A 21,099-nucleotide genomic window follows, 5' to 3' on the forward strand; every position below is an offset into this window, starting at 1 on the left:
ACGCAATCTTGGTCACGATTATCCTCCCAATGGAATAGACAGGACGCCCTCACGGGGCATCGAACGAACACCGCGACCGCGTTTTCGCCGCGAGTATCCTCCTTCAAAAAACAGCATCCAAACGCCTTTGTCAATAATTAAATCACTCTTATTTATTATTGACACCACCTCGCCTCGAAGTCATTCTGGCCGGGTATTTTCATATGCTGCGGGAGGAGGAACTTTGGAGACCGGCGGCCAAAAGCTCGGCTCCCAGGAATTCGGCGACAGCCGATTCCAATTGGGCACCAATCAGAGCGGCATGCGTGCGCACAACGAGCGCCTCGTGTTCTCGCTGCTGCGCCAGCATGGCAGCCTCGCCAAGTCCGATATCGCCCGCATGACCAAGCTTTCGGCGCAGACGGTTTCCGTTATCATGCGCGAGCTTGAGCAGGACGGGTTGCTGCTGCGCGAGGAGCCTATCCGCGGCAAGATCGGCCAGCCTTCGGTGCCGATGTCGCTCGACCCGGAAGGCGCCTTCTTCCTCGGCCTCAAGATCGGGCGCAGGAGCGCCGAACTGGTGCTGATCGACTTCGTCGGCACGGTGCGCGGCATGCTGCACAGTTCGTACCTCTACCCTGCCCCCGACGCGACCATGGCCTTCGTGCGCGACGGCATCCGTTCGCTGCGGGCCACACTTTCGCCCGAGCAGGACCGGCGCATCGCCGGGCTGGGCATAGCGATGCCTTTCGAACTTTGGAACTGGGCAGATGCGGTCGGCGCGCCGCGCGGTGCCATGGACCAGTGGCGGAGCCTCGATATCCGCACCGAGTTGCAGGCCGAATTCGGCTTTCCGGTCTATTTGCAGAACGACGCGACGTCAGCCTGCGGGGCCGAACTCGTCTTCGGCCGCAGCGGCAATCTGCGGGATTTCGTCTACTTCTACATCGGCGCGTTCGCCGGCGGCGGCGTGGTACTGAACGGCAGGCTCTATGGCGGACCGACCGGCAATGCCGGCGCGCTTGGCTCCATGCCGGTTCCGGGGATGGACGGCCGGCCGGCGCAACTGATTGATGTCGCGTCTATCGCGATTCTCGAAAAAGCGCTTAAACAACAAGGGTTTGATGCAACCTATCTGTGGACATCCCCGCAGGACTGGGGTGAGGTCGGCCCCGAACTCGACCACTGGATCGACCGTGCCGGCAATGCACTCGCCTATGCGATCGTCTCGGCTTCCGCCGTCATCGACTTCGAGGCGGCGGTGATCGACGGCTGGATGCCGTCCTCGATCCGCGCGCGGCTGGTTGCGATGGTTGCGGAGGCGCTGCGCAAGATCGACGTCGAGGGGCTGGCCGTTCCGCAGGTGCGCGAAGGGACCGTCGGCATCCATGCGCGCGCGCTGGGCGGCGCCAGCCTGCCGCTGTCGGAGCGGTTCCTGCTGGGCGGCTCGACGCCGTCCAAGGAGGCCTGACGCCTTGAAGCGCCGGCTATGACCATGGCCGTTGCGGCAGGCCGGGCGCGGTTGTATGGCGGCTGGGCAAGCCGGAAAAACGCAATGATTCCCGAGGGAGCGAACCGAACATGATCGTCTGCTGCGGCGAAGCGCTGATCGACATGTTGCCCCGCGAGAGCCGCGGCGGCGAGCCCGTTTTCGCTCCTTATGTCGGCGGCGCGGTGTTCAATACGGCGGTGGCGCTCGGCAGATTGGACATTCCGGCCGGCTTTTTCACCGGCATTTCAACCGACTTTTTCGGCGGCCTTCTCAAGGAGGCTCTGAGCGCCAGCAATGTCGGGCTCGACTATGTCAAATTCTCCAATCGCCCGACCACGCTGGCTTTCGTGCGGCTTCAGGATGGTCATGCCAACTACTTGTTTTACGACGAGAATACGGCCGGGCGCATGCTGTTCGAAACCGATCTGCCGGCGATCGGGGACGATGTGGAGGCCATGCATTTTTCCTGCATCAGCCTGATCCCGGAGCCTTGCGGCTCGACCTACGAGGCGCTGATGCGCCGGGAAAAAGACAAGAGAATCATGATGTTCGACCCGAACATCCGAAAGAACTTCATCACGGACAAGCCTTCGCACTTGGCCCGCATGAAACGCATGCTCGAAATGGCTGATATCGTTAAGCTTTCCGACGAGGACCTCGACTGGTTCGGCGAGGAAGGCACGACCGAGGAGATCGCCGCACGCTGGCTGGATCTCGGGCCGAAGCTCATGGTGGTGACCCGTGGCGGCGATGGATTGATAGCATTTTCAAAGCGTTGCAAGGTTTCGGTGCCAGCGGAACGGGTCACTGTGGTCGACACTGTCGGCGCCGGCGACACCGTGAATGCGGGCATTCTGGCCTCGCTGCGTGACCAGGGACTGCTGACCAAGGGAGCAATCGCGGCGCTGAGCGAAGAGCAGATACGATCGGTGCTCGCCTTCAGCGGCAAGGCGGCGGCGATCACGGTTTCACGCGCAGGCGCTAATCCACCGTGGCGCCGTGAGATGATTTAAACCGCTGAGAAAGCTGGCATTTTTGTTTAGAATTTGCGGTGGCGACAGCGAAAGCGCCTTCTGCAGAAAGCTTCGAAAAACGTCCGCTGGCTTCGCATGAAGTCCGGAATATCGAATATTTCCAGCACCTTGCCGTGAATGACCCGCGCAAATAGCGAGTCGGGCTTCACTTTGACGCCTTTTTCGGGCCTGCGCGCTGTCTTTTCAGCATTTTGGACCCACGCCACCGGCATTTCGGCGCGACGAAGTTCACACGATGCAGGATATCCGGCAGCGGCCCGAAGGATGCTTCAGATGCCGCCTCCGTCGTCGAACTGCGTGTCGGCTTCGTCGCGACGGTCGAGCCAGCGCTCGATCTCCTCGACCATGTCTTCCGGGGCGCGGCCGAGCGTCTTCAGATGCAGGTCCGGTTTGGCCGGCGCTTCGTAAGGCGAATCGATGCCGGTGAAATTCTTGATCTCGCCTGCCAAGGCTTTTGCGTAGAGCCCCTTCGGGTCTCGCCGCGCGCATTCCTCCAGTGGCGTGTCGACGAACACCTCGACGAACTCCCCTTCCCCGAACAGGTTTCGCGCCATGTCGCGCTCGGCGCGGAAGGGTGAGATGAAGGAGACGATGACCACCAGCCCGGCGTCGACCATCAGCCTCGCCACTTCGGCGACGCGGCGGATGTTTTCGACGCGGTCGGCCTCGGTGAAGCCGAGGTCGCGGTTCAGCCCGTGGCGGACATTGTCGCCGTCGAGGATGTAAGTGTGGCGGCCGGCGGCGTGCAGCTTCTTTTCGAGCAGGTTGGCGACGGTCGACTTGCCGGACCCCGACAGGCCGGTCAGCCAGAGCGCGGCGGGCTTCTGGTTCTTGGCCGCGGCGCGCGACTTCTGGGTTACGTCCAGCGACTGCCAGTGGATGTTGTCGGCCCGACGTAGCGGATGCAGGATCATGCCGGCGCCGGCGGTCGCATTGGTCATGCGGTCGATCAGGATGAAGGCGCCGGTTGTGCGGTTGGTGGCAAAGCTGTCGAAGGCGATCGGCGCCTGCAGCGCGATCTTGACCTCGCCGACCTCGTTCATGGCCAGCGACTTCGCCGGCTGATGCGCCAGGCTGTTGATGTCCAGCCTATGCTTGAGCTCGGTGATCGTGCCGCTCGCCTGGTCGGTGGCGGTGCGCACGATGTAGGAGCGGCCGGGCAGGAGCGCCTGCTCGTCGAACCAGACCAGCGTGGCCGCGAACTGGTCGGCCACGTCCGGACGCGACGCCGGCGTCACCAGGATGTTGCCGCGCGACACCTCGACCTCGTCCTCGAGCAGCAGCGTGACCGCCTGCCCCTCGACGGCGCGCTTCAGGTCGCCGTCTGCGGTGACGATGCGGCGAACCCGCGACTTCTGGCCGGACTTGGCCACAACGACCTCGTCGCCGGCAGCAATGGAGCCGGACGCGACTGTGCCGGCAAAGCCGCGGAAATCGAGGTTCGGGCGGTTCACATATTGCACGGGAAAGCGGAACGGCCGCTCTTCCGGCGAACCGTCGACATCGACGGTTTCAAGATGCTCCAGCAGCGTCGGACCGGAATACCATGGCGTGTTTTCGGAGCGCGCCGAGACGTTGTCGCCATAACGCGCCGAGATCGGTACCGGGGTCACGCTCAAGAAACCCAGTCCTCGGGCGAAGACCGCATAATCGGCGATGATGCTGTCAAACACCTTCTGGTCGAAGCCGACGAGATCGATCTTGTTGATCGCCAACACGAGGTGGCGGATGCCGAGCAGCGAGGCGATGATGGAATGCCGGCGGGTCTGCTTCAGCACGCCCTGGCGGGCGTCGATCAGCACGATGGCCAGATCCGAGGTCGAGGCGCCGGTCGCCATATTGCGGGTGTACTGCTCGTGGCCGGGCGTGTCGGCGACGATGAATTTGCGCTTGGGCGTCGAGAAGAAGCGGTAGGCGACATCGATGGTGATGCCCTGCTCGCGCTCGGCCTCCAGCCCGTCGACCAGCAGCGCGAAATCGACATCCTCGCCGGTGGTGCCGTGGCGGCGCGAGTCGCGTTCCAACGCGGCAAGCTGGTCTTCAAAGATCTGGCGCGTGTCGGAAAGCAGCCGACCGATCAGCGTCGACTTGCCGTCGTCGACGGAGCCGCAGGTCAGGAAGCGGAGCAGCGACTTCTGGTCCTTGATCAAGGGCTGCACGATCGGCTCGACGGCCATGCCGACCAGCGCCTCTGCGTTAAGGTGGCGCATTTGTCAGAAATACCCTTCACGCTTCTTCTTTTCCATCGAGCCCGCCTCGTCGCGGTCGATGGCGCGGCCCTGGCGCTCCGAAGTGGCGGCGGCCAGCGTCTCGCCGACGATGCTGTCGAGGTCGGCGGCATCCGACTCGACGGCGCCCGTCAGCGGGTAGCAGCCGAGCGTGCGGAAACGCACCAAGCGGTTCTCGACGACCTCGCCCGGACGCAGTTCCATGCGGTCGTCGTCCTTCAAAATAAGCATGCCGTCGCGCTCGACGACGGGACGCTCCTTGGCGAAATACAGCGGCACGATGGGGATCGACTCGCGCTGGATGTATTGCCAAATGTCGGCCTCGGTCCAGTTGGACAGCGGGAAGACGCGGATCGACTCGCCCGGGGCGACGCGGGTGTTGTAGATGCTCCACATTTCCGGGCGCTGGTTCTTCGGGTCCCAGACATGCTGCGCGTTGCGGAAGGAGAAGATGCGCTCCTTGGCGCGGCTCTTCTCCTCGTCGCGGCGCGCGCCGCCGAAGGCCGCGTCGAAACCGTATTTGTCGAGCGCCTGGCGCAGCGCCACCGTCTTCATGATGTGGGTGTGCGTGTTCGAGCCGTGGGTGAACGGGCCGATGCCGTCGCGCACGCCGTCCTGGTTGATGTGGACCAGAAGGTCGAAGCCGAGCTTTCGCGCCATCTCGTCGCGAAAGGCGATCATCTCGCGGAACTTCCACGTCGTATCGACATGCAGGAACGGGAACGGCGGCTTTGCCGGATAGAACGCCTTCATCGCCAGATGCATGAGCACGGACGAATCCTTGCCCACGGAATAAAGCATCACCGGCTTGGCGAAGGTCGCGGCGACCTCGCGAAAGATATGGATCGACTCGGCTTCGAGCCGGTCGAGATGGGAGAGTTTTGCCAGCATGGTGGTCCAATTGCGAGGCGGAAAGCCGCGCCCCGCATCGCGACCTGTCCTAAGAATCCGGATTTTGCGGAGTTTCGCAGAAAGCGCGGTTCTCTCAAGGAGATCGCTACCAAATTGTGTGCGTATCGCGGGCAGACGTTTCGGCCAGGCTTGAAAGCTTGGAATGTATTTTCGCCATTGCAGCGGCGACGTTGGAGAGTTGGAAAAAGCGTTCAGCGAAAGCGGAGCGAGGGCGCGCGACACCGACCGTGCTGGCGAGATGTATCCGGAGGATAGACAGGCAGCTTTTCACCCTGCAAATTCCGTAATGTTGCGCGCAACAGCGAGGGTGGAATATTGATGATCGCCATGACGCCTTCGCTGTTCAAGCGACTGGCTGTGGCCAATCTGGTCACTCCCTTCATCGGCCTCGGCTTCGATATTGCGCGATCACCGCCTGCGCCGTATGACGGGCCACTTACACCATGGGTAGGCGTCCAACTCGCGATTTTTCTCGTGTTCCTCGTCACCTTCGTGGCGTCGTCGATTGGGCTGTGCCTTTTCGCGCGATGGTCGAGGCCGGTGGCTCTTTGGTTCACGGCAGTTTCGGTCATTTGGTCCGCATTCGGCGACGTTCAATATACCGACCCGATCGCCAGAACACTTTACGATCTGTCTTCCGCTCTCACCGGGGCCACGCTCGCAGCCGCGTACTGGTCTCCGGTCAGCAGACTGTTCGAGCCGGGAACGGCCGAGGATGATCTGCGGGAGGTGTTCCGGTGACTGTCGTCACACCGCACAGCCGCGTATTCCTTTTCATCCGGGCATTGATAAAACCCGCTCAAAATAGGCAGCAAGCCCCGGCGAGCGCCAGGAAGGCCCACGCCAGCCTATATAGCCATCCGGACGAACCAGGACGGCGCGGGCGTCGTGTCCGTAGGCTTCCGCGAAATGGCCCTCGCCGTCGACAAGGGCCGTTAGGAAAGGCATCTCGGCGCGCGGGGTCCGACTAATCGCGGCGATCCGAACGAACGTTGGCCATCGCTGCTGCAATCCTCGCGCAAACGAGACGGCATCGTCCAGTTCGTCGGCCGTATCCGAATCAGCCAACTGGATCAGCAGGACGTGCCCGGTCCCTTGCAGGATGTCGAAGAGCCGCAGCGGGAAGCCAAGGCCGTTCTGGCTCAATCCCTGTACATCGGGTGCGTGGTCTCCAGCGACCGGACCAGTCATCGCTACGGATTGCTCGTCACCGACGTAGCGCGTGCCGCGATAGGAGACGAGAATCTGCGTGTCGGCGAGGCGGTCCGGCGCCTTGCCGCGCTCGCGGCCGTAATTCTCGCTCGCCGCCTTGGTGCGCTCGACGACGTCGGCGCCGACGGGGCGGCGCTCAGCCTCGTAGCTGTCGAGCAGTTCGGTCCGGGCAGCGCCCCGGATGACCAGGGCCAGCTTCCAGGCGAGATTGTAGGCGTCCTGGATGCCGGTGTTCATCCCCTGCCCTCCGGTCGGCGGATGAATGTGGGCGGCATCGCCTGCGATGAAGACGCGGCCAGTCCGATAGTGCGACGCCAGCCGCATGCTGATGCGGAAGACCGACGACCAGCGCAGGTCGGAGAGGCGCGGCTTGCCGGGAACGAGGTCGTCGGCGATGGCCTGCAGGTCGGCCAACGACGGCCCCTTCATCTCGGCCTGGATACCGTGTTCCGTGCCGCCGGAGGGAACGAGGGCGGGCGGCGCCAGCATCGAGACCCGATACCGTCCCGGTTCGGGAAGCGGGATCGCGATGAACATGTCCGGCGGACCGCCCTCGACCGGGCGCACAGCCCGGAACGCCATGCCATAAGACAGGTCCCAGCCGATGTGCACGTCGCCCAGCATGAACGGCCACGGATAGGCTTCGCCCTCGAAGCCGATGCCCAGGGCCTTGCGGACCGTGCTGTGGGCTCCGTCGCAGCCGACGACAAAATCGAACCGCGTGTCTTCCGACGATCCATCGCCCTTTCGGATCGTGACGGCGGCACCGTCGTCATCCTGTTCGAGCCTGGAAAGTTCGCAAGCGCGCTCGATTTCCACGCCAAAAGCTTGAAGATGCTCGGCAAGCACCCGCTCGGTCTCATACTGCGGCAAGCCGAGTTGCGCGAACGGCAGTCCGAGCGGCGGCGCCAGCATGTCCTGCGCGGGCTGATCGGCAATGACCGAGCGCAGGCCGGACAGCCACAACCCCCGCTCGATCATCTTTCGCGCGATGCCTATGTCCTCCCAGACTTCGAGCGTGCGCGGTGTGACGCCGACGGCCCGGCAATAGGGAAGCGGGCCGGGCGCACGATCGATCAGCCGGCAGCGGACGCCATGCCGGGCGAGTTCGGCGGCCATGGAGAGGCCCACGGGGCCGGCGCCCACGACGAGGACGGCCTTTTGGGTGATGTTTTTCGTCATTGTCGCGCTCCTCTCTTCCCGAGCCTTGAACAATTGCATTGCCTAGGGGAGAGCGACAGCAAAAGTTCCAGAAATTGGAACCTTTCTATTGTTCCACATATGGGAACGCGCTATACAGTCGTCATGCAGGTCGTGAGCCGCAGAACGCTGACAGATTTCTGGGAAAAGCACCCGAAAGCCGAAGCTCCTTTGTCGAATTGGTTCGTTGCCGCAAAAGCAGCGGAATGGAAGTCTCCGCAGGACGTCCGCAACGATTTCAATTCCGTCGATTTCGTCGGCGACAACCGGGTCATCTTCAACATCGGCGGCAACAATTACCGGCTGATCACGCATGTGAGCTACACCTACAAGAGCCTGCTCATCAAGTTCGTCGGCACGCATGCCGAGTACGACAGGTTAGACCCGGAGACAATATGATGGAGAACGTGCGCCCTATCCGCAGCGAGGACGATTACGACTGGGCGATCGCCGAGGTGACGAAATATTTCGAGAAGGAACCTGCCGTGGGCACTGCCGACGCGGACCGTTTCGTGCTGCTCACCGATCTTATCGAGGCGTACGAGGACAGGCACTATCCGATCGAGGCTCCCGATCCGATCTCGCTGATAGCCGACTACATCGAGCGAACCGGCAAGAAGCAGGCTGCGTTGGCCGAAATCATCGGATCGCGATCGAGAGCGTCGGAGATCATGAACCGAAAGCGCGCGCTCAATGTCGCGCAGGTGTTTGCAATTTCCCGCGCTTGGAAGCTTCCGGCCGACGAACTGGTCAAGCCATACCATCTCGATGTCGAGGGGCGTGAGCGCGCCTGAGACCAGAGGGCGCGCGAGGCGGGCGCTGGCTCTGGACGCGGTCCCCCGGGTAGTGCCAGCGAAACGAGCTGGCGAACGGCGATCGCAGTTGCCATGGCTATCTTCGAAATCACTGCCGGCGAGCCGGCGGTCGCTTCCGGTACGTTGGCTTCCGTGTTAAGCGGCAAACCGTTCTTCGGGGCAGCGCCCCGCAACGACGGAATGCAGTCCGATGGCGTTGGAATTCGATATGCGGTTCGACCCCAGGCACGGCGAGGCGGTCGAAGTCGCTGAAAACATTGTGCGCGTGACCGCGCCGAACGCCAGCCCGTTCACCTTCCACGGCACCAACAGCTACATAATCGGCAAACGCAGCCTGGCGGTGATCGACCCCGGCCCGGCCGACGATTCGCAACTGGCGGCACTGCTCAGGGCGATCGGCGGACGCCCGGTCAGCCACATCTTCGTCACCCACACGCATCGCGACCACTCGCCGCTGGCGCGGCCGCTGGCCGAGGCGACCGGCGCGACGATGGTGGCCGAAGGGCCGCACCGGCCGGCGCGCGACGTGCATGACGGTGAGGACTACCGGCTCGACGCCAGCAACGATGTCGACTTCCACCCCGACCATGCGCTTTCCGACCAGGAGGTGGTGGAGGGCGACGACTGGGCGCTGCGCACGGTGCTGACGCCCGGCCATGCCGCCAACCACGCGGCCTTTGCGCTGGAAGGCACCGGCATTCTGTTTTCCGGCGACCACGTCATGGGCTGGTCGACCACCATCGTCGCGCCGCCGGATGGCTCGATGCCCGACTACATGAATTCGCTCGACCGGCTGCTTGAGCGCGACGACAGCCGTTATCTTCCGGGCCATGGCGGGCCGGTCGAGAACCCGGCAGCCTTCGTGCGCGGGCTGAGGACACACCGCAAGATGCGGGAGCGCGCCATCCTCGAACGCATCGTGCAGGGCGACCGCCTGATCCCCGAGATCGTCGCGGCGATCTACCGCGACACCGACCCGCGCCTGTTCGGCGCGGCCGGGATGTCGGTGCTGGCGCATCTCGAGGATCTTGTCGCACGCGGCGCGATCTCGACCGACGGCCCCGCCGCGCTCACCGGCGAATTCCGCCCGGGCTGACCCGGACGAGCCTGTTCCTCCCCGACCGCGCCTCCGGCTATGCCTCGGTCGGCAGGCGGTAATCCTTGAATTGCTCGCGCAGCGTCATCTTCTGGATTTTTCCGCTCGCCGTGTGCGGGATCTCGCTGACGAAGGCGACGTCGTCCGGCATCCACCATTTGGCGATCTTGCCCTGCATGAAGGAGAGGATGTCGGCTTTCTCCGGCTCTCTGCCCGGCTTGCGCACGACAACCAGCAAAGGCCGCTCGTCCCATTTGGAATGGCGGATGCCAATCACCGCAGCCTCGGCGACATCGGGATGCCCGACCGCGAGGTTTTCGAGGTCGATGCTGGAAATCCATTCGCCGCCGGACTTGATCACGTCCTTGGCGCGGTCGGTGATCTGCATGTAGCCATTCGGGTCGATATGGGCGACATCGCCCGTGTCGAACCAGCCATTGTCGTCGAACTGCTCCTCGGCCGCCCCGCCATAATACGCGCCCGCGACCGCAGGCCCGCGCACCTTGAGCCGGCCGAACGTCTTGCCGTCCCACGGGTGCTCGCGGTCCTCGTCGTCGGTGACCTTCATCTCGACGCCGAAGGGCGCGTGTCCCTGCTTCTGCTGGATGGCGAGGCGCTCGTCGCCTTCGAGGCCGTCATATTCCGGCTTCATCGTGCACAGCGTGCCCAACGGCGACATCTCGGTCATGCCCCAGGCGTGGATGACTTCGACATCGTAGTTGCGCTGGAATTTCTCGGTGATCGCCAGCGGGCAGGCCGAGCCGCCGATCACCACCTTCTTGAGATAGGGCAGCTTCTTGCCCGTATCCTCCAGATATTGGAGCAGCATCAGCCAAACCGTCGGCACCGCCGCCGTGAAGGTGACCTGCTCGGTGTCTAGCAGTTCGTAGATCGAGGCGCCGTCCATCTTGCCGCCGGGCATGACGATCTTTGTGCCCACCATCGGCCCGGCCTGTGCCAGACCCCAGGCGTTGGCGTGGAACATCGGCACCACCGGCATCATGGTGTCGCGGGTGGAGATGCCCATGGCGTCCGGCATCGAGGCGATCATGCCGTGCAACACGTTCGACCGGTGGCTGTAGACGACGCCCTTGGGATTGCCTGTCGTGCCGGAGGTATAGCACATGCCGGCGGCGGTGTTTTCGTCAAAACTCTTCCAGCGGAAATCGCCGTCCGCCTCGGCCAGCCACTCCTCATAGGCGACGGCGTTCGGCAGCGAGGTCTGCGGCATGTGCGCGGCATCCGTCAGCACGACCACCTTCTGCACCGATTTCACGCCGGGGCAGTGTTTCTCGACGATCGGCAGGAATGTCAGGTCGACGAACAGCAGCCGGTCTTCCGCATGGTTCATGATCCAGACGATCTGGTCGGGAAACAGCCGAGGATTGAGCGTGTGATAGACGGCGCCGATGCCCATGATGCCGTACCAGACTTCCATGTGCCGGGCGCTGTTCCAGGCCAGCGTGGCGATCCGGTCGCCGAGGCCGTAGCCGTCGCGCTCCAGCCGCTGCGCGACCTTCAGCGCGCGGGCCCGCAGTTCCGTATAGGTGGTGCGCACGATCGGCCCCTCGACCGAGCGCGACACGATCTCGCGGCCCCCGTGCTGGCTTGCGGCATGGTCGAGGATCTTGTGGCAGAGCAGCGGCCAAGGCTGCATGAGACCGAGCATCAGGTTCCTCCCAACTTTTCTTGGCCATGAGTTTTGGGTCGAAGCCGCCGCGATGTCCAGAGCCCGCGACGAACCTCGTACCAATGGCCCGCATGACCCGCCGTCAGGCGGGAACGTCACATTCCGGCCAATGTCCGCGCCAAGCATGGCGGCGGGCGGCAGTATTGGTCGACAAGCGCGAGGTTTGTCATGGACGCGCAGAAAATCGTCGAGAAACTCGACAAATCGATCAGCGAGGAGACCCCGGCGGCTTCGGAAGATGCCGCAGCCGTCAGCGAGGAGCGCTTCGAGCAACTCGTATCGGCGGCGCTCGACGGCGTCGACGGCACCATGCTGTTCAGGATGCGGATCGACGAGGCGGGAGACGACCAGCACGTCGCCGCCGCCTCGGTCGGAGACGGGGCGACCCGCCACTTCCTCATCCTTTCGCTGCCGGTCGCAGGCGGCCAGCTTCGGGTCGAGCAGGCGGCGAACAGCAAGAGCCCCGTTGCCGGCATCGCCGCGTCCTATGCCGGTCTGGCGGAAGCGTTCGCGACGGCGGCATAGCGTTTTTTAGCGACCGGTTGAAACTTGCCGCTGTCGATAGGATGATGTCTTCTTCGCCCGCCATTCATTGGGATACGCCCAGGAAATGCTGAAAGCTGTGAAATGGATCGGCATCGGCATTGCAGGAATTCTCTATGCGCTGGCCGCTGGCTTCCTGCTGTTCGGCCGGGGAGAGTTGCCCTGGCAGGTCTATGCCGGCATGATAGCTCTGCCTCTCGGCCTGGCCGGGCGTTTCTTCTTTTATTACCAATGGGCGGCGGTGGCGCGGCAGCGCTCCGGCAATAGCCAGTATCAAGGGCCGGACTTCGATCTTCCGTTCGAGGACATGGACAGGCGCAGGGATATCGGCTGAACCCGGGCGATAAAGCCGATCGCACCCAATCGGCCTCGTTCAGCCGGTGACGGTTTGGACAACCTGCTGGGATGCCCGGGCTTGCGGCGGTCGACGCAAGAACCCACATCAGTCGCCCCGACCATCAGGCCGGCGTCTTTAGCCCGACAGCAAAGGTTGCCAGATGAAAGCCCCCAACCCCGCCCCCGGCTTCGCGCAGAACCCGTCGAAAATCATCACCATCGAGCCGCATCAAGGCGTGGTCACCATCAAGGCCGGCGGCGTCGAGATCGCGCGATCGTCGCATGCCAAGGTGCTGACCGAGACGCCATACCCCTCCGTCATCTACATTCCCTTCGCCGATATCGACTTCGAAAAACTCTCGAAGGCCGAGCATTCGACGCATTGCCCCTACAAGGGCGACGCCAGCTACTGGAGCGTCGAGCCGATCGGCGAAACCGGCAGGAACGCCATGTGGGCCTATGAGGCGCCCTATGACGAGACCGTCGCGATCAAGGATCATGGCGCGTTTTATGCGAACAAGGTGCAAATCGAAGTTCGGTAAGCGCTGAACGGCGGATATCCAAGCCTGTTTCGCGAGGCGCTGCCCTTACGCGAATCCGATGGCCGCTGGACTGGCGTCGAGGTGGGGGGCGGCTTTCGCTACGACATCCCTGAGAATGGCCGCGTTCTCGGGCGCCAGCATCGTTTTTCCGCGCGTGAGCGCCTCCTGCCATTTCGGTCCCCGTTGCCAGGCTTCGATCCAGGCGTCCGTCAGTTCCAATGCATGGAACGTCGCCAATGCCTCGATCAGAAAAGCAGATTGCCCGATGTCCTTGGCGATCTTCTCGCGATCTTTTCGGCGTGTCGCCACGATCAGCTTGTGAACGGCATAACGTTCAGGCGCGGGCACGGTGACCGATACGCCCCCGCCGTATAGCAGCACCGAGCGGACGGGGCTGCGGATGAGGAAATCCAGGAACCGCAGCGGCTGTGCCGCGGCGCCTCCCAATGCCGGCATCCGCGTCAGATCTCCCTGATAATCGTCCGAGCCGCGATTGGGAACAAGGAACTCGACCCTGTAACCCTTCGCATTGACGAAAACCGATGTCCTGCCGCCGCCCTGCATGCTGGGAACGGGCCGGAATGTCGGATCGATCTCCGTCATCTGATCAAGCGCGGGCTCCATCGTGTCTTCGATGGCCACCGATATTCCATGGTCCTGGGCAAGGTCCACGTCACCCGTCTGGAGGAACCTATCGGCTCGCGCGCCGACGAGGCCGGGATATGTCTGGAAGGCGATCGTTCCCACCAGAACACCACGCAGGCGGAAGAAGCCTGCCCTCGCAAGCCGGTCGACGATCGCGCCGGTCATGCCGTCAGGCTCGGGCAGTCCGGCGGCCCGCAACATGCGGACGGTTTCGAGGCGAGCCTTGAGCGCTGTTTTTGTCTGGCCGAAGGACTCGACCCTTGAAGTGATCGATGCATCGGCCACCGGCCCAACATACTTCCTGGATTTCTTGCCAGAGACCGGGTCGTAACCTTCGTAATACCAATAGGCTCTCCCCTTGACCGTGCTTTTCGTAAAGCTGCCGTTTTCCGGGAAATCCACGTCAAACGCCGCATCCATGAGGCGCTGATTGAGATCGGCGAATATGGTTTGGGTCGCCTGGTCGATCGAATGCATGACAGTTATAGGAAAATCTTGATTTTCCTATAACTAACCGCTGTCAGCAGATTTTGCAACGAAAACAGGCGTTATAGGAAAAGTGTCACTTTCCTATAACGCTCGTGGATTCGGGGCGCCATCGCCAATCCTCGGGCGGCACGCGCCAGTTACCCGGCATCAGATGGAAAGTCCTCAATTATCCGAAAAACGCCGTTTTCGGATAAGCCGGTCGATTTCAGCCTTAGCATCGTCAAGTCAATTCGCGAATTCGGCACGGTCGAAAGTAGCCCCGGCGGTCTCAGCCTAACTGCCGATCTCCTCGGCATCCTGTAGCCGCACAAAGGTCACGCCGCGCGCCTTCAGGTCGAGCAGCCCCTTGACCAGCCCGGCGCCGGCGCTGTGCGTCGGCTGGTTGATATGGGCGATGATGACGTCGCCATCCCTGGCGGCCGCCACGCGGCGTGCGGTCGTGGCGGCCGGCAGCAGCGAACCGCCGTCGGCATTCAGCGAATAGCCGGCGATGCGGAAGCCGAGCGCTTCGATCTGCTTCAGCGAGGTGGCGCTGTATTTCGCGGTCGCGCCGCGAAACCAATGGGGAGCCTCGCCGCCGGCTTTTTCGATCGCGGCCGCCCCGCCCTTCACCTCGGCATCGACCACCTCGAGGCTGCCGGCCGCCCTGATGCCGTAGACGCGGACGGCTGAATCCACCGCCGGGATGTGGCGGGCGCCGTGGTTCTCGATCTCGAACAGGTCGGGATGGGCACGCATGATGGCGAAGGCCACGGCATTGCGCTTCAGCCACAGGCCGGTGACGAAGATCGTCGCCGGAATCCTGTTGTCTACCAATGCCGTCAGGATGCGGCTGTCGGTGTGTCCGCCGCAGGCGTCGAGCGTCAGCGCGACACGGGTTTCGCCGGCCGCGGACTTCTTCAGATGCAGGGACGGCTCCTGCAGCCCGCCCGCCTGCGCGGTCGCGGAAACGCCGAGGACGACCGCGGCGGCGATGAGGAATTTCGAGAGCTGGCGCATGAGCCGGAGCCTTATGGAAGCGGCGGAACTCCAACGACCGCATCGCGTCGAATTTGCGGCAAATGGCATTTCCAACTTGCCGCACCAGGGCTTCCTGGCCTGACCGGAGCGAGGGTCACTTCGCCCAACGGTATAGCGTCATCGGCGTCCCGCGCATTTCGATGAACTGCCCCCTACTCCAAGTCCCGCCGCGACCTGGCTTCCCCGCGCGCAGACGCCGCGCCGAACCGCTGGAATATGGCCAGGCCGACCGTCATCGCCACGCCGACCAGAAGCAGCAGCACCGGATAGACCAGCAGCTTGATGTCGTCCTGCGTGGTCTTGAAGACCAGCACCAGGCCTTCGAGGAAGATGGCGATGGAGATGATGGAGATGAACTTTGGAAAATTCTCGCGGAAGCCGGACGCCGCGTCATGGCGGCCCATCACTTCCTCCTCGATCAGATGTTTTGCGACATCGATGATGGCAATGGCGATGACGACATAACCGATCGAATCGATGATCGTGTAGCCGAAGTCGCCCGAGGTCAGGATTTTCGGCAGCGTCAGGAAGGCCGCGCCGACCTGATAGGCGGCAAAACCCATCAGCGAAGCGGCGAGCAGGATCAAAAAACCCGCGGCAATCGCAAACAGATACCGGCTGAACCGCGCCATTTTTGCCCGCCCCCCGGCTGTTGCCACGAAACCGCTGACCGCGCGTATGTTGCGCATCCGGCCGAAGCTGCCAAGGGGCCTGCAGCCGAATGGCGGCCAAGCACGGAATCCGGCAAGGCCGGGAAATCCTCGCCCCGGCAGCGAAAGGGAACTCTTCAGGCGCTCAGCCCCTTGCAAAGTCTGTTTCCGGTCGCCCAGAACTGGCGCGCACCCAAGCCCGGACGCCGCGCGAATGAAAAAATACGGAAGAACCCATCACCTGCCGGTTTCACCTGGCGCAACGAGCGACGACAAGGTGATGCAGAACATCGACGCGCTCATCGCCGGCGATATGGTCGTCACGGAAAAGATGGACGGCGAAAACACGACCCTGCATCACGGCGGCACCTATGCCCGGAGTCCCGACAGCCGCCATCACCCTTCGCGCGACTGGCTGAAAGCCTTCGCAGCCGGAATATCGTCGCGGTTGTCGGAGGACGAACGCGTCGTGGGCGAATATCTGTTCGCCCGGCATTCCGTCGTCTACGACCGGCTGCCGTCCTACTTCCTGGGTTTCGCCTGGATTGTCGGCGATATCGTTCAAGCCTGGGACGACACGATCGAACGTTTTGCAGGCCTCGGCGTCACGCCGGTGCCTGTCCTGTATCGGGGCGCCTATCGCCCGCGATTGTTCGAGGACCTTGCCGCATCGCTCGACCTTCGCCGCCAGGAGGGTTTTGTAGCGAGGGTCGCCGACGCCTTTGCGGAAACCGACATGCCTGCGCGGATGGGCAAATATGTCAGGGAAGGCCACGTCCAGAGCGACACGCACTGGACGAAGGTGGAGATCGTCAGGAACGGCTTGGGCTGAGGCTGGCTCGGCCTACCCCTTGCCCACCGCCGCCTGCGCCGCCGCCAGCCGCGCGATCGGCACGCGGAACGGGGAGCAGGAGACGTAGTCGAGCCCGACCCCTTCGCAGAAATGGATCGAGGCCGGGTCGCCGCCGTGCTCGCCGCAGATGCCGAGTTTTATGCCGGGGCGTGTCGCCCTGCCCTTGTCGGCGGCGATGCGCACCAGTTCGCCAACGCCATCGACATCAATCGACACGAACGGATCCTTGTCGATGATGCCCTTCTGCCGGTAGCTCTCTAAAAACATCGCGGCGTCGTCGCGCGATATGCCGAAGGTGGTCTGCGTCAGATCGTTGGTACCGAAGGAGAAGAATTCGGCGCTTTCGGCGATCACATGCGCGCGGATGGCGGCGCGCGGCAGCTCGATCATCGTGCCGGTAAGGTAGTCGATGGTGGTGCCGCTTTCCTTCATCACCTCGGCCGCTACCGCGTCGATGCGCGCCTTGACGAAATCCAGCTCCGTCTTCAGCCCCACCAGCGGCACCATGATCTCCGGCACCACCGGCTTGCCGGTTTTTTCGGCCGCCTCCACCGCCGCCTGGAAGATGGCGCGGGCCTGCATCTCGGCGATCTCGGGATAAGAAATCGCCAGCCGGCAGCCGCGATGGCCGAGCATCGGGTTGAACTCGTGCAACGCCTCGGTGCGGTGGCGGAGTTTTTCGGCCGGCACCTTCAGCACCGCCGCCACCTCCTCGAATTCCTTCTCGGTCCTCGGCAGGAATTCATGCAGCGGCGGGTCTAGCAGGCGAATGGTGACGGGAAGCCCGGCCATGATCTCGAACAGCTCGACGAAATCCGAGCGCTGCATCGGCAGAAGCTTGTCAAGCGCGGCGCGCCTCCCATTCTCGTTGTCGGCCAAAATCATCTCGCGCATGGCGATGATGCGGTCGCCGTCGAAGAACATGTGCTCGGTACGGCAGAGCCCGATGCCCTCGGCGCCGAAGGAGCGCGCCATGCGCGCATCGGCCGGCGTCTCGGCATTGGCGCGCACCTTCATGCGCCGCGACTTGTCGGCCCATTCCATGATCGCGGCGAAGTCGCCGGAAAGCTCCGGCTGCAGCATGGCGACGGCGCCCTTCAGCACCTGGCCGGTGCCGCCGTCGATGGTGACGATGTCGCCCTTCTTCAGCGTATGGCCCATGGCGACCAGCGTGCCAGCGCGATAGTCGACGCGCAGCGTGCCGGCGCCCGAGACGCAGGGTTTTCCCATGCCGCGGGCCACCACCGCCGCGTGGCTGGTCATGCCGCCGCGCGTGGTCAGGATGCCTTCGGAGGCGTGCATGCCGTGGATGTCTTCCGGGCTGGTCTCGACGCGAACCAGGATCGCCTTGCGGCCGGCCTTCTTCGCGTCCTCGGCCTCGGCCGAGGAAAACACGATCTCGCCGGTCGCAGCCCCCGGCGAGGCCGGAAGCCCGACGCCGATGACGTCGCGTTCCGCCTTCGGGTCGATCGTCGGATGCAGCAGCTGGTCGAGCGAGGCCGGGTCGATGCGCGCCACGGCCTCCTTCTGCGAGATCAGCCCTTCATTGGCCATGTCCACCGCGATCTTCAGGGCGGCCTTGGCGGTGCGCTTGCCGGAGCGCGTCTGCAGCATCCAGAGCTTGCCGCGCTCGATGGTGAATTCGAGGTCCTGCATGTCGCGGTAGTGCTTTTCAAGCCGCTCGCAGATCTTGACGAAAGACGCGAACGCCTCGGGCATCAGTTTTTGCAGCGACGGCTTGTCGGATCCCGCGGCGATACGCGCCTTCTCCGTAATGTTCTGCGGCGTGCGAATTCCCGCCACCACATCCTCGCCCTGGGCATTGACGAGGAATTCGCCGTAGAGCGCCTTCTCGCCGGTCGAGGGATTGCGGGTGAAGGCGACGCCGGTGGCCGAGGTCTCACCCATGTTGCCGAACACCATGGCCTGGACATTGACCGCTGTGCCCCAGCTTTCGGGGATGTCCTGCAGCCGGCGGTAAGTGATGGCGCGCGCATTCATCCAGCTGGAGAAAACCGCGCCGATGGCGCCCCAGAGCTGCTCATCGGGATCCTGCGGAAACGGCTTTTCCAGTTCCTCCTCGACCTTGGCCTTGTAGAGCGCGATCACGCCCTGCCAGTCCTTTGCCGAGAACTCGGTATCGAGTTCGTAGCCGAGCCGGCCTTTCTCATCCTCGAGGATCTCCTCGAACACCTCGTGGTCGAGGCCGAGCACCACATCCGAATACATCTGGATGAAGCGCCGGTAGCTGTCATAGGCGAATCGCGCGTCACCCGAATCCTTCGCCAGCGCCTCGACGGTCACGTCGTTGAGGCCGAGGTTGAGCACCGTGTCCATCATGCCCGGCATGGAGGCGCGAGCACCGGAGCGCACCGAGACCAGAAGCAGGTTTTCGGGATCGCCGAAACGCCTGCCGGCAATGCGTCCCACCTCGGCGAGCGCCGCCTTCACCTCGCCGGCCAGTTCCGCCGGATGGTTGTTGCCGTTGGCATAGTACCAGTTGCAGGCTTCGGTCGTGATGGTGAAACCCGGCGGCACCGGCAGCCCGAGGCTGCACATCTCGGCAAGGTTCGCGCCCTTGCCGCCGAGCAGGTTGCGGTCGCCCGCACGCCCCTCGGCCGCGCCGTCGCCAAAGGTATAGACCCATTTGGTCATGCCAACTCCTCGCAACCGTTTCGCATGGATCGGACAGCCCCCCCGAGAGGCAGCGATAGGATGCTGCGCTGCGAAAGGCAAGGCGCGTCGCGATGGCGGTAAGTGCTACAATCGATTAGAAATTCCGGCATTCCTGCGGCTTGCAAAATAGCGGGTGCAGCTATAGAACATATCAGGAACGAGAGGTTTGCCATGAAACAGACTGGAAAGCTCGACTATCTCGAACTGCCGGCCGCCCACGGCACGCTGGACAGCGTGAAGGCTTTTTACAGCGCCGCCTTCTCCTGGTCCTTCACCGATTACGGGCCGACCTATTCGGCCTTCGACGAAGGACTTGAAGGCGGTTTCCAGGCCGACAGCGCCGAGGCGCCGGCAAAACCCCTGCCGGTGCTCTATTCGGAGGCGCTGGACGAAACCTTCGAGGCCGTGGAAAACGCCGGCGGCAAGATCGTCAAGCCGATCTTCCCTTTCCCCGGCGGACGGCGTTTCCATTTCCTCGACCCCGCCGGCAACGAACTGGCGATGTGGGGAGAATAGAGGGCGTTTTTCCATGCCTGTCCGCTAAGCGGCGAGGGATGGGAACGAGGCCGAACGCCGCGATATCCCAATTGCACTTCATCGGCACTCTGCCTATAAGGCGGCGTTTCCGGCGTTCGCGCCGGCTGCTGGGGCGTAGCCAAGTGGTAAGGCAGCGGTTTTTGGTACCGCCATCCCCTGGTTCGAATCCAGGCGCCCCAGCCAAGCCGACCGGCTCATTCTGGACGACTTCAATCCAGCCATGGATTGCGGATTTGCGCACGCGCCTTTTCATAATCGGCGGTGTCCCGCGTCACCAGGGTCAGGCCATGATGCAAGGCCGTGGCGGCGATGATGAGGTCGGGCTGCGAAAAGGTGTGGCGCGATTTGCGGCCTTCCTCCACCAGCAGGCGCCATTTGAGCATGATGTCCTCGGTGACCGGCAGGACGCGCCGCTCGAACATCGGTCTCACCTTGTGCGATAGCCAGTCGGTCAGTTCGGCGCGGCGGCCCGGATCGTCGAGGCGTTCGATGCCGAAGCGGATTTCCGCAAGCGTGACCGAGCTTATGAACAGCGCCTCCAGCGGCTGGGCCGCGACGAAGGCGATCACCTTCGGCTCGGGCTTCGGCCGCCGCAATTCGGAGAGGATGTTCGTGTCAAGGAGCCAGCCGCTCACAGGACGACGTCACGCACCGGCATGGGCACGCGGCTCGGCGCAAGGTCGAGGTCGGGATGGGGTGAGGCTTGCATGGCGGCAATCAGCGCCGCGCCCGTGGGAGCGCCCTTGAGACGATAAAACTCCTCTGCGGCAATCACCACGACCTCCTGCCGCCCATGCACGGTGACATGCTGCGGACCCTCGCTGTGCGCGAGGCGCACAAGTTCGCTGAAACGCGCCTTGGCGTCCTGCAAGGCCCATTGCCCGCCACCCGGCGCGCGCCTCTTGGCGGAAGATGCAGCTTTTCTAGTCATGTTGACCAGAATATCATGGGACGAACGGAGCATTCAAGCCCAGATGTGGTTCGCCGGTCGTTGGCAAGCGGCCGGCCAGGTACGGAAAGCGGGTTATTTCCGATAAACAGCGCTGCTTGCAGGGCAGTACTTCCAGCCCGCCCCGGACTGATGGGCGCCAGGGGTAAGGCAAGCAGGTACCGCGATCTCCTGCTTCTAGCCCAGGCGCCCCGGCCAGTT

21 protein-coding genes and 1 tRNA gene are annotated in these 21,099 nt (G+C 63.4%); 12 read left to right on the forward strand and 10 right to left on the reverse strand.

What is annotated here, in order from left to right:
• Positions 1-223 precede the first annotated feature (223 nt).
• Both ACSBOB_RS24185 and ACSBOB_RS24190 read left to right on the forward strand, forming a co-directional pair.
• Positions 224-1,450: an ROK family transcriptional regulator gene (locus tag ACSBOB_RS24185; RefSeq protein WP_442578604.1), complete on the forward strand. Its 1,227-nt coding sequence runs from the start codon at positions 224-226 to the stop codon at positions 1,448-1,450.
• A 110-nt stretch (positions 1,451-1,560) separates the two neighbouring features.
• Entirely contained in the window at positions 1,561-2,484 is a 924-nt protein-coding gene (locus ACSBOB_RS24190; protein ID WP_442578605.1) for a carbohydrate kinase family protein, read from the forward strand.
• Positions 2,485-2,774: 290 nt separating this feature from the next.
• On the opposite strand, the gene cysN is transcribed toward ACSBOB_RS24190, so the two are convergent.
• Together cysN and cysD are read right to left on the reverse strand one after the other, a co-directional pair.
• On the reverse strand, positions 2,775-4,715 hold the full coding sequence (cysN, locus tag ACSBOB_RS24195; RefSeq protein WP_442578606.1) for a sulfate adenylyltransferase subunit CysN: 1,941 nt from the start codon (positions 4,713-4,715) through the stop codon (positions 2,775-2,777).
• 3 nt (positions 4,716-4,718) lie between these two features.
• Positions 4,719-5,624, reverse strand: coding sequence for a sulfate adenylyltransferase subunit CysD (gene cysD, locus ACSBOB_RS24200; protein ID WP_442578607.1), 906 nt, complete (start codon positions 5,622-5,624; stop codon positions 4,719-4,721).
• A gap of 339 nt (positions 5,625-5,963) precedes the next feature.
• Here cysD and ACSBOB_RS24205 point away from each other — a divergent pair, with 339 nt between their 5' ends.
• Positions 5,964-6,386, forward strand: a complete 423-nt coding sequence (locus ACSBOB_RS24205; RefSeq protein WP_442578608.1) for a hypothetical protein — start codon at positions 5,964-5,966, stop codon at positions 6,384-6,386.
• Positions 6,387-6,419: 33 nt separating this feature from the next.
• Here ACSBOB_RS24205 and ACSBOB_RS24210 read toward each other — a convergent pair whose 3' ends face one another.
• Positions 6,420-8,039, reverse strand: a complete 1,620-nt coding sequence (locus ACSBOB_RS24210) for an FAD-dependent monooxygenase (RefSeq protein ID WP_442578609.1) — start codon at positions 8,037-8,039, stop codon at positions 6,420-6,422.
• Between the two features lie 189 nt (positions 8,040-8,228).
• On the opposite strand from ACSBOB_RS24210, the gene ACSBOB_RS24215 reads away from it, so the two are divergent.
• The 3 genes from ACSBOB_RS24215 (at position 8,229) to ACSBOB_RS24225 (ending at position 9,968) form a co-directional block, all read left to right on the forward strand.
• The gene (locus tag ACSBOB_RS24215) at positions 8,229-8,456 is read left to right on the forward strand and encodes a type II toxin-antitoxin system HigB family toxin (RefSeq protein WP_442578610.1); all 228 of its coding nucleotides are present in this window, start codon (positions 8,229-8,231) and stop codon (positions 8,454-8,456) included.
• Complete coding sequence (locus ACSBOB_RS24220) at positions 8,456-8,851, forward strand: helix-turn-helix domain-containing protein (RefSeq protein WP_442578611.1); 396 nt, start codon at positions 8,456-8,458, stop codon at positions 8,849-8,851. The genes ACSBOB_RS24215 and ACSBOB_RS24220 overlap by 1 nt, the downstream gene beginning before the upstream one ends.
• Positions 8,852-9,062: 211 nt before the next feature.
• The gene (locus tag ACSBOB_RS24225) at positions 9,063-9,968 is read left to right on the forward strand and encodes an MBL fold metallo-hydrolase (protein ID WP_442578612.1); all 906 of its coding nucleotides are present in this window, start codon (positions 9,063-9,065) and stop codon (positions 9,966-9,968) included.
• A gap of 37 nt (positions 9,969-10,005) precedes the next feature.
• Here the strand turns inward: ACSBOB_RS24225 and ACSBOB_RS24230 are convergent, their stop codons facing one another.
• Complete coding sequence (locus ACSBOB_RS24230) at positions 10,006-11,637, reverse strand: fatty-acid--CoA ligase (protein ID WP_442578613.1); 1,632 nt, start codon at positions 11,635-11,637, stop codon at positions 10,006-10,008.
• 189 nt (positions 11,638-11,826) lie between these two features.
• Between ACSBOB_RS24230 and ACSBOB_RS24235 the strand changes: the two genes are divergently transcribed.
• The 3 genes from ACSBOB_RS24235 (at position 11,827) to ACSBOB_RS24245 (ending at position 13,079) form a co-directional block, all read left to right on the forward strand.
• Positions 11,827-12,183 (forward strand): hypothetical protein, encoded by a 357-nt coding sequence (locus ACSBOB_RS24235; protein WP_442578614.1) that lies wholly within the window; start codon positions 11,827-11,829, stop codon positions 12,181-12,183.
• 85 nt (positions 12,184-12,268) lie between these two features.
• A complete protein-coding gene (locus tag ACSBOB_RS24240; protein ID WP_442578615.1) occupies positions 12,269-12,535 on the forward strand; it encodes a hypothetical protein in 267 nt (88 codons plus the stop codon).
• A 163-nt stretch (positions 12,536-12,698) separates the two neighbouring features.
• Complete coding sequence (locus ACSBOB_RS24245; protein ID WP_442578616.1) at positions 12,699-13,079, forward strand: DUF427 domain-containing protein; 381 nt, start codon at positions 12,699-12,701, stop codon at positions 13,077-13,079.
• A 45-nt stretch (positions 13,080-13,124) separates the two neighbouring features.
• Here ACSBOB_RS24245 and ACSBOB_RS24250 read toward each other — a convergent pair whose 3' ends face one another.
• The 3 genes from ACSBOB_RS24250 to ACSBOB_RS24260 form a co-directional block, all read right to left on the reverse strand.
• Entirely contained in the window at positions 13,125-14,201 is a 1,077-nt protein-coding gene (locus tag ACSBOB_RS24250) for a nucleotidyltransferase family protein (RefSeq protein ID WP_442578617.1), read from the reverse strand.
• A 285-nt stretch (positions 14,202-14,486) separates the two neighbouring features.
• Complete coding sequence (locus tag ACSBOB_RS24255) at positions 14,487-15,212, reverse strand: polysaccharide deacetylase family protein (RefSeq protein ID WP_442578618.1); 726 nt, start codon at positions 15,210-15,212, stop codon at positions 14,487-14,489.
• A 173-nt stretch (positions 15,213-15,385) separates the two neighbouring features.
• Positions 15,386-15,865, reverse strand: coding sequence for a GNAT family acetyltransferase (locus ACSBOB_RS24260; protein ID WP_442578619.1), 480 nt, complete (start codon positions 15,863-15,865; stop codon positions 15,386-15,388).
• 232 nt (positions 15,866-16,097) lie between these two features.
• On the opposite strand from ACSBOB_RS24260, the gene ACSBOB_RS24265 reads away from it, so the two are divergent.
• Positions 16,098-16,715 (forward strand): RNA ligase family protein, encoded by a 618-nt coding sequence (locus ACSBOB_RS24265; RefSeq protein ID WP_442578620.1) that lies wholly within the window; start codon positions 16,098-16,100, stop codon positions 16,713-16,715.
• A gap of 12 nt (positions 16,716-16,727) precedes the next feature.
• Here the strand turns inward: ACSBOB_RS24265 and ppdK are convergent, their stop codons facing one another.
• Positions 16,728-19,391 (reverse strand): pyruvate, phosphate dikinase, encoded by a 2,664-nt coding sequence (gene ppdK, locus ACSBOB_RS24270; RefSeq protein WP_442578621.1) that lies wholly within the window; start codon positions 19,389-19,391, stop codon positions 16,728-16,730.
• A gap of 192 nt (positions 19,392-19,583) precedes the next feature.
• Here ppdK and ACSBOB_RS24275 point away from each other — a divergent pair, with 192 nt between their 5' ends.
• Positions 19,584-19,928, forward strand: a complete 345-nt coding sequence (locus ACSBOB_RS24275) for a VOC family protein (protein ID WP_442578622.1) — start codon at positions 19,584-19,586, stop codon at positions 19,926-19,928.
• 129 nt (positions 19,929-20,057) lie between these two features.
• Positions 20,058-20,132, forward strand: a tRNA-Gln gene (locus tag ACSBOB_RS24280).
• A 26-nt stretch (positions 20,133-20,158) separates the two neighbouring features.
• On the opposite strand, the gene ACSBOB_RS24285 is transcribed toward ACSBOB_RS24280, so the two are convergent.
• Entirely contained in the window at positions 20,159-20,584 is a 426-nt protein-coding gene (locus tag ACSBOB_RS24285) for a type II toxin-antitoxin system VapC family toxin (RefSeq protein ID WP_442578623.1), read from the reverse strand.
• Complete coding sequence (locus ACSBOB_RS24290; RefSeq protein ID WP_442578624.1) at positions 20,581-20,880, reverse strand: type II toxin-antitoxin system prevent-host-death family antitoxin; 300 nt, start codon at positions 20,878-20,880, stop codon at positions 20,581-20,583. The genes ACSBOB_RS24285 and ACSBOB_RS24290 overlap by 4 nt, the downstream gene beginning before the upstream one ends.
• Between the last annotated feature and the right edge of the window lie 219 nt (positions 20,881-21,099).

Source organism: Mesorhizobium sp. KACC 23794, from assembly GCF_052180275.1.
GTDB lineage: Bacteria > Pseudomonadota > Alphaproteobacteria > Rhizobiales > Rhizobiaceae > Kumtagia.

Coding starts and splice junctions, on each gene's coding strand:
- ppdK (WP_442578621.1), bottom strand. CDS start 19,391: ATGACCAAATGGGTCTATACCTTTGGCGACGGCGCGGCCGAGGGGCGT.
- ACSBOB_RS24290 (WP_442578624.1), bottom strand. CDS start 20,880: ATGACTAGAAAAGCTGCATCTTCCGCCAAGAGGCGCGCGCCGGGTGGC.
- ACSBOB_RS24255 (WP_442578618.1), bottom strand. CDS start 15,212: ATGCGCCAGCTCTCGAAATTCCTCATCGCCGCCGCGGTCGTCCTCGGC.
- ACSBOB_RS24220 (WP_442578611.1), top strand. CDS start 8,456: ATGGAGAACGTGCGCCCTATCCGCAGCGAGGACGATTACGACTGGGCG.
- ACSBOB_RS24230 (WP_442578613.1), bottom strand. CDS start 11,637: ATGCTCGGTCTCATGCAGCCTTGGCCGCTGCTCTGCCACAAGATCCTC.
- ACSBOB_RS24260 (WP_442578619.1), bottom strand. CDS start 15,865: ATGGCGCGGTTCAGCCGGTATCTGTTTGCGATTGCCGCGGGTTTTTTG.
- ACSBOB_RS24245 (WP_442578616.1), top strand. CDS start 12,699: ATGAAAGCCCCCAACCCCGCCCCCGGCTTCGCGCAGAACCCGTCGAAA.
- ACSBOB_RS24235 (WP_442578614.1), top strand. CDS start 11,827: ATGGACGCGCAGAAAATCGTCGAGAAACTCGACAAATCGATCAGCGAG.
- ACSBOB_RS24190 (WP_442578605.1), top strand. CDS start 1,561: ATGATCGTCTGCTGCGGCGAAGCGCTGATCGACATGTTGCCCCGCGAG.
- cysD (WP_442578607.1), bottom strand. CDS start 5,624: ATGCTGGCAAAACTCTCCCATCTCGACCGGCTCGAAGCCGAGTCGATC.
- cysN (WP_442578606.1), bottom strand. CDS start 4,715: ATGCGCCACCTTAACGCAGAGGCGCTGGTCGGCATGGCCGTCGAGCCG.
- ACSBOB_RS24210 (WP_442578609.1), bottom strand. CDS start 8,039: ATGACGAAAAACATCACCCAAAAGGCCGTCCTCGTCGTGGGCGCCGGC.
- ACSBOB_RS24250 (WP_442578617.1), bottom strand. CDS start 14,201: ATGCATTCGATCGACCAGGCGACCCAAACCATATTCGCCGATCTCAAT.
- ACSBOB_RS24275 (WP_442578622.1), top strand. CDS start 19,584: ATGAAACAGACTGGAAAGCTCGACTATCTCGAACTGCCGGCCGCCCAC.
- ACSBOB_RS24265 (WP_442578620.1), top strand. CDS start 16,098: ATGAAAAAATACGGAAGAACCCATCACCTGCCGGTTTCACCTGGCGCA.
- ACSBOB_RS24225 (WP_442578612.1), top strand. CDS start 9,063: ATGGCGTTGGAATTCGATATGCGGTTCGACCCCAGGCACGGCGAGGCG.
- ACSBOB_RS24240 (WP_442578615.1), top strand. CDS start 12,269: ATGCTGAAAGCTGTGAAATGGATCGGCATCGGCATTGCAGGAATTCTC.
- ACSBOB_RS24205 (WP_442578608.1), top strand. CDS start 5,964: ATGATCGCCATGACGCCTTCGCTGTTCAAGCGACTGGCTGTGGCCAAT.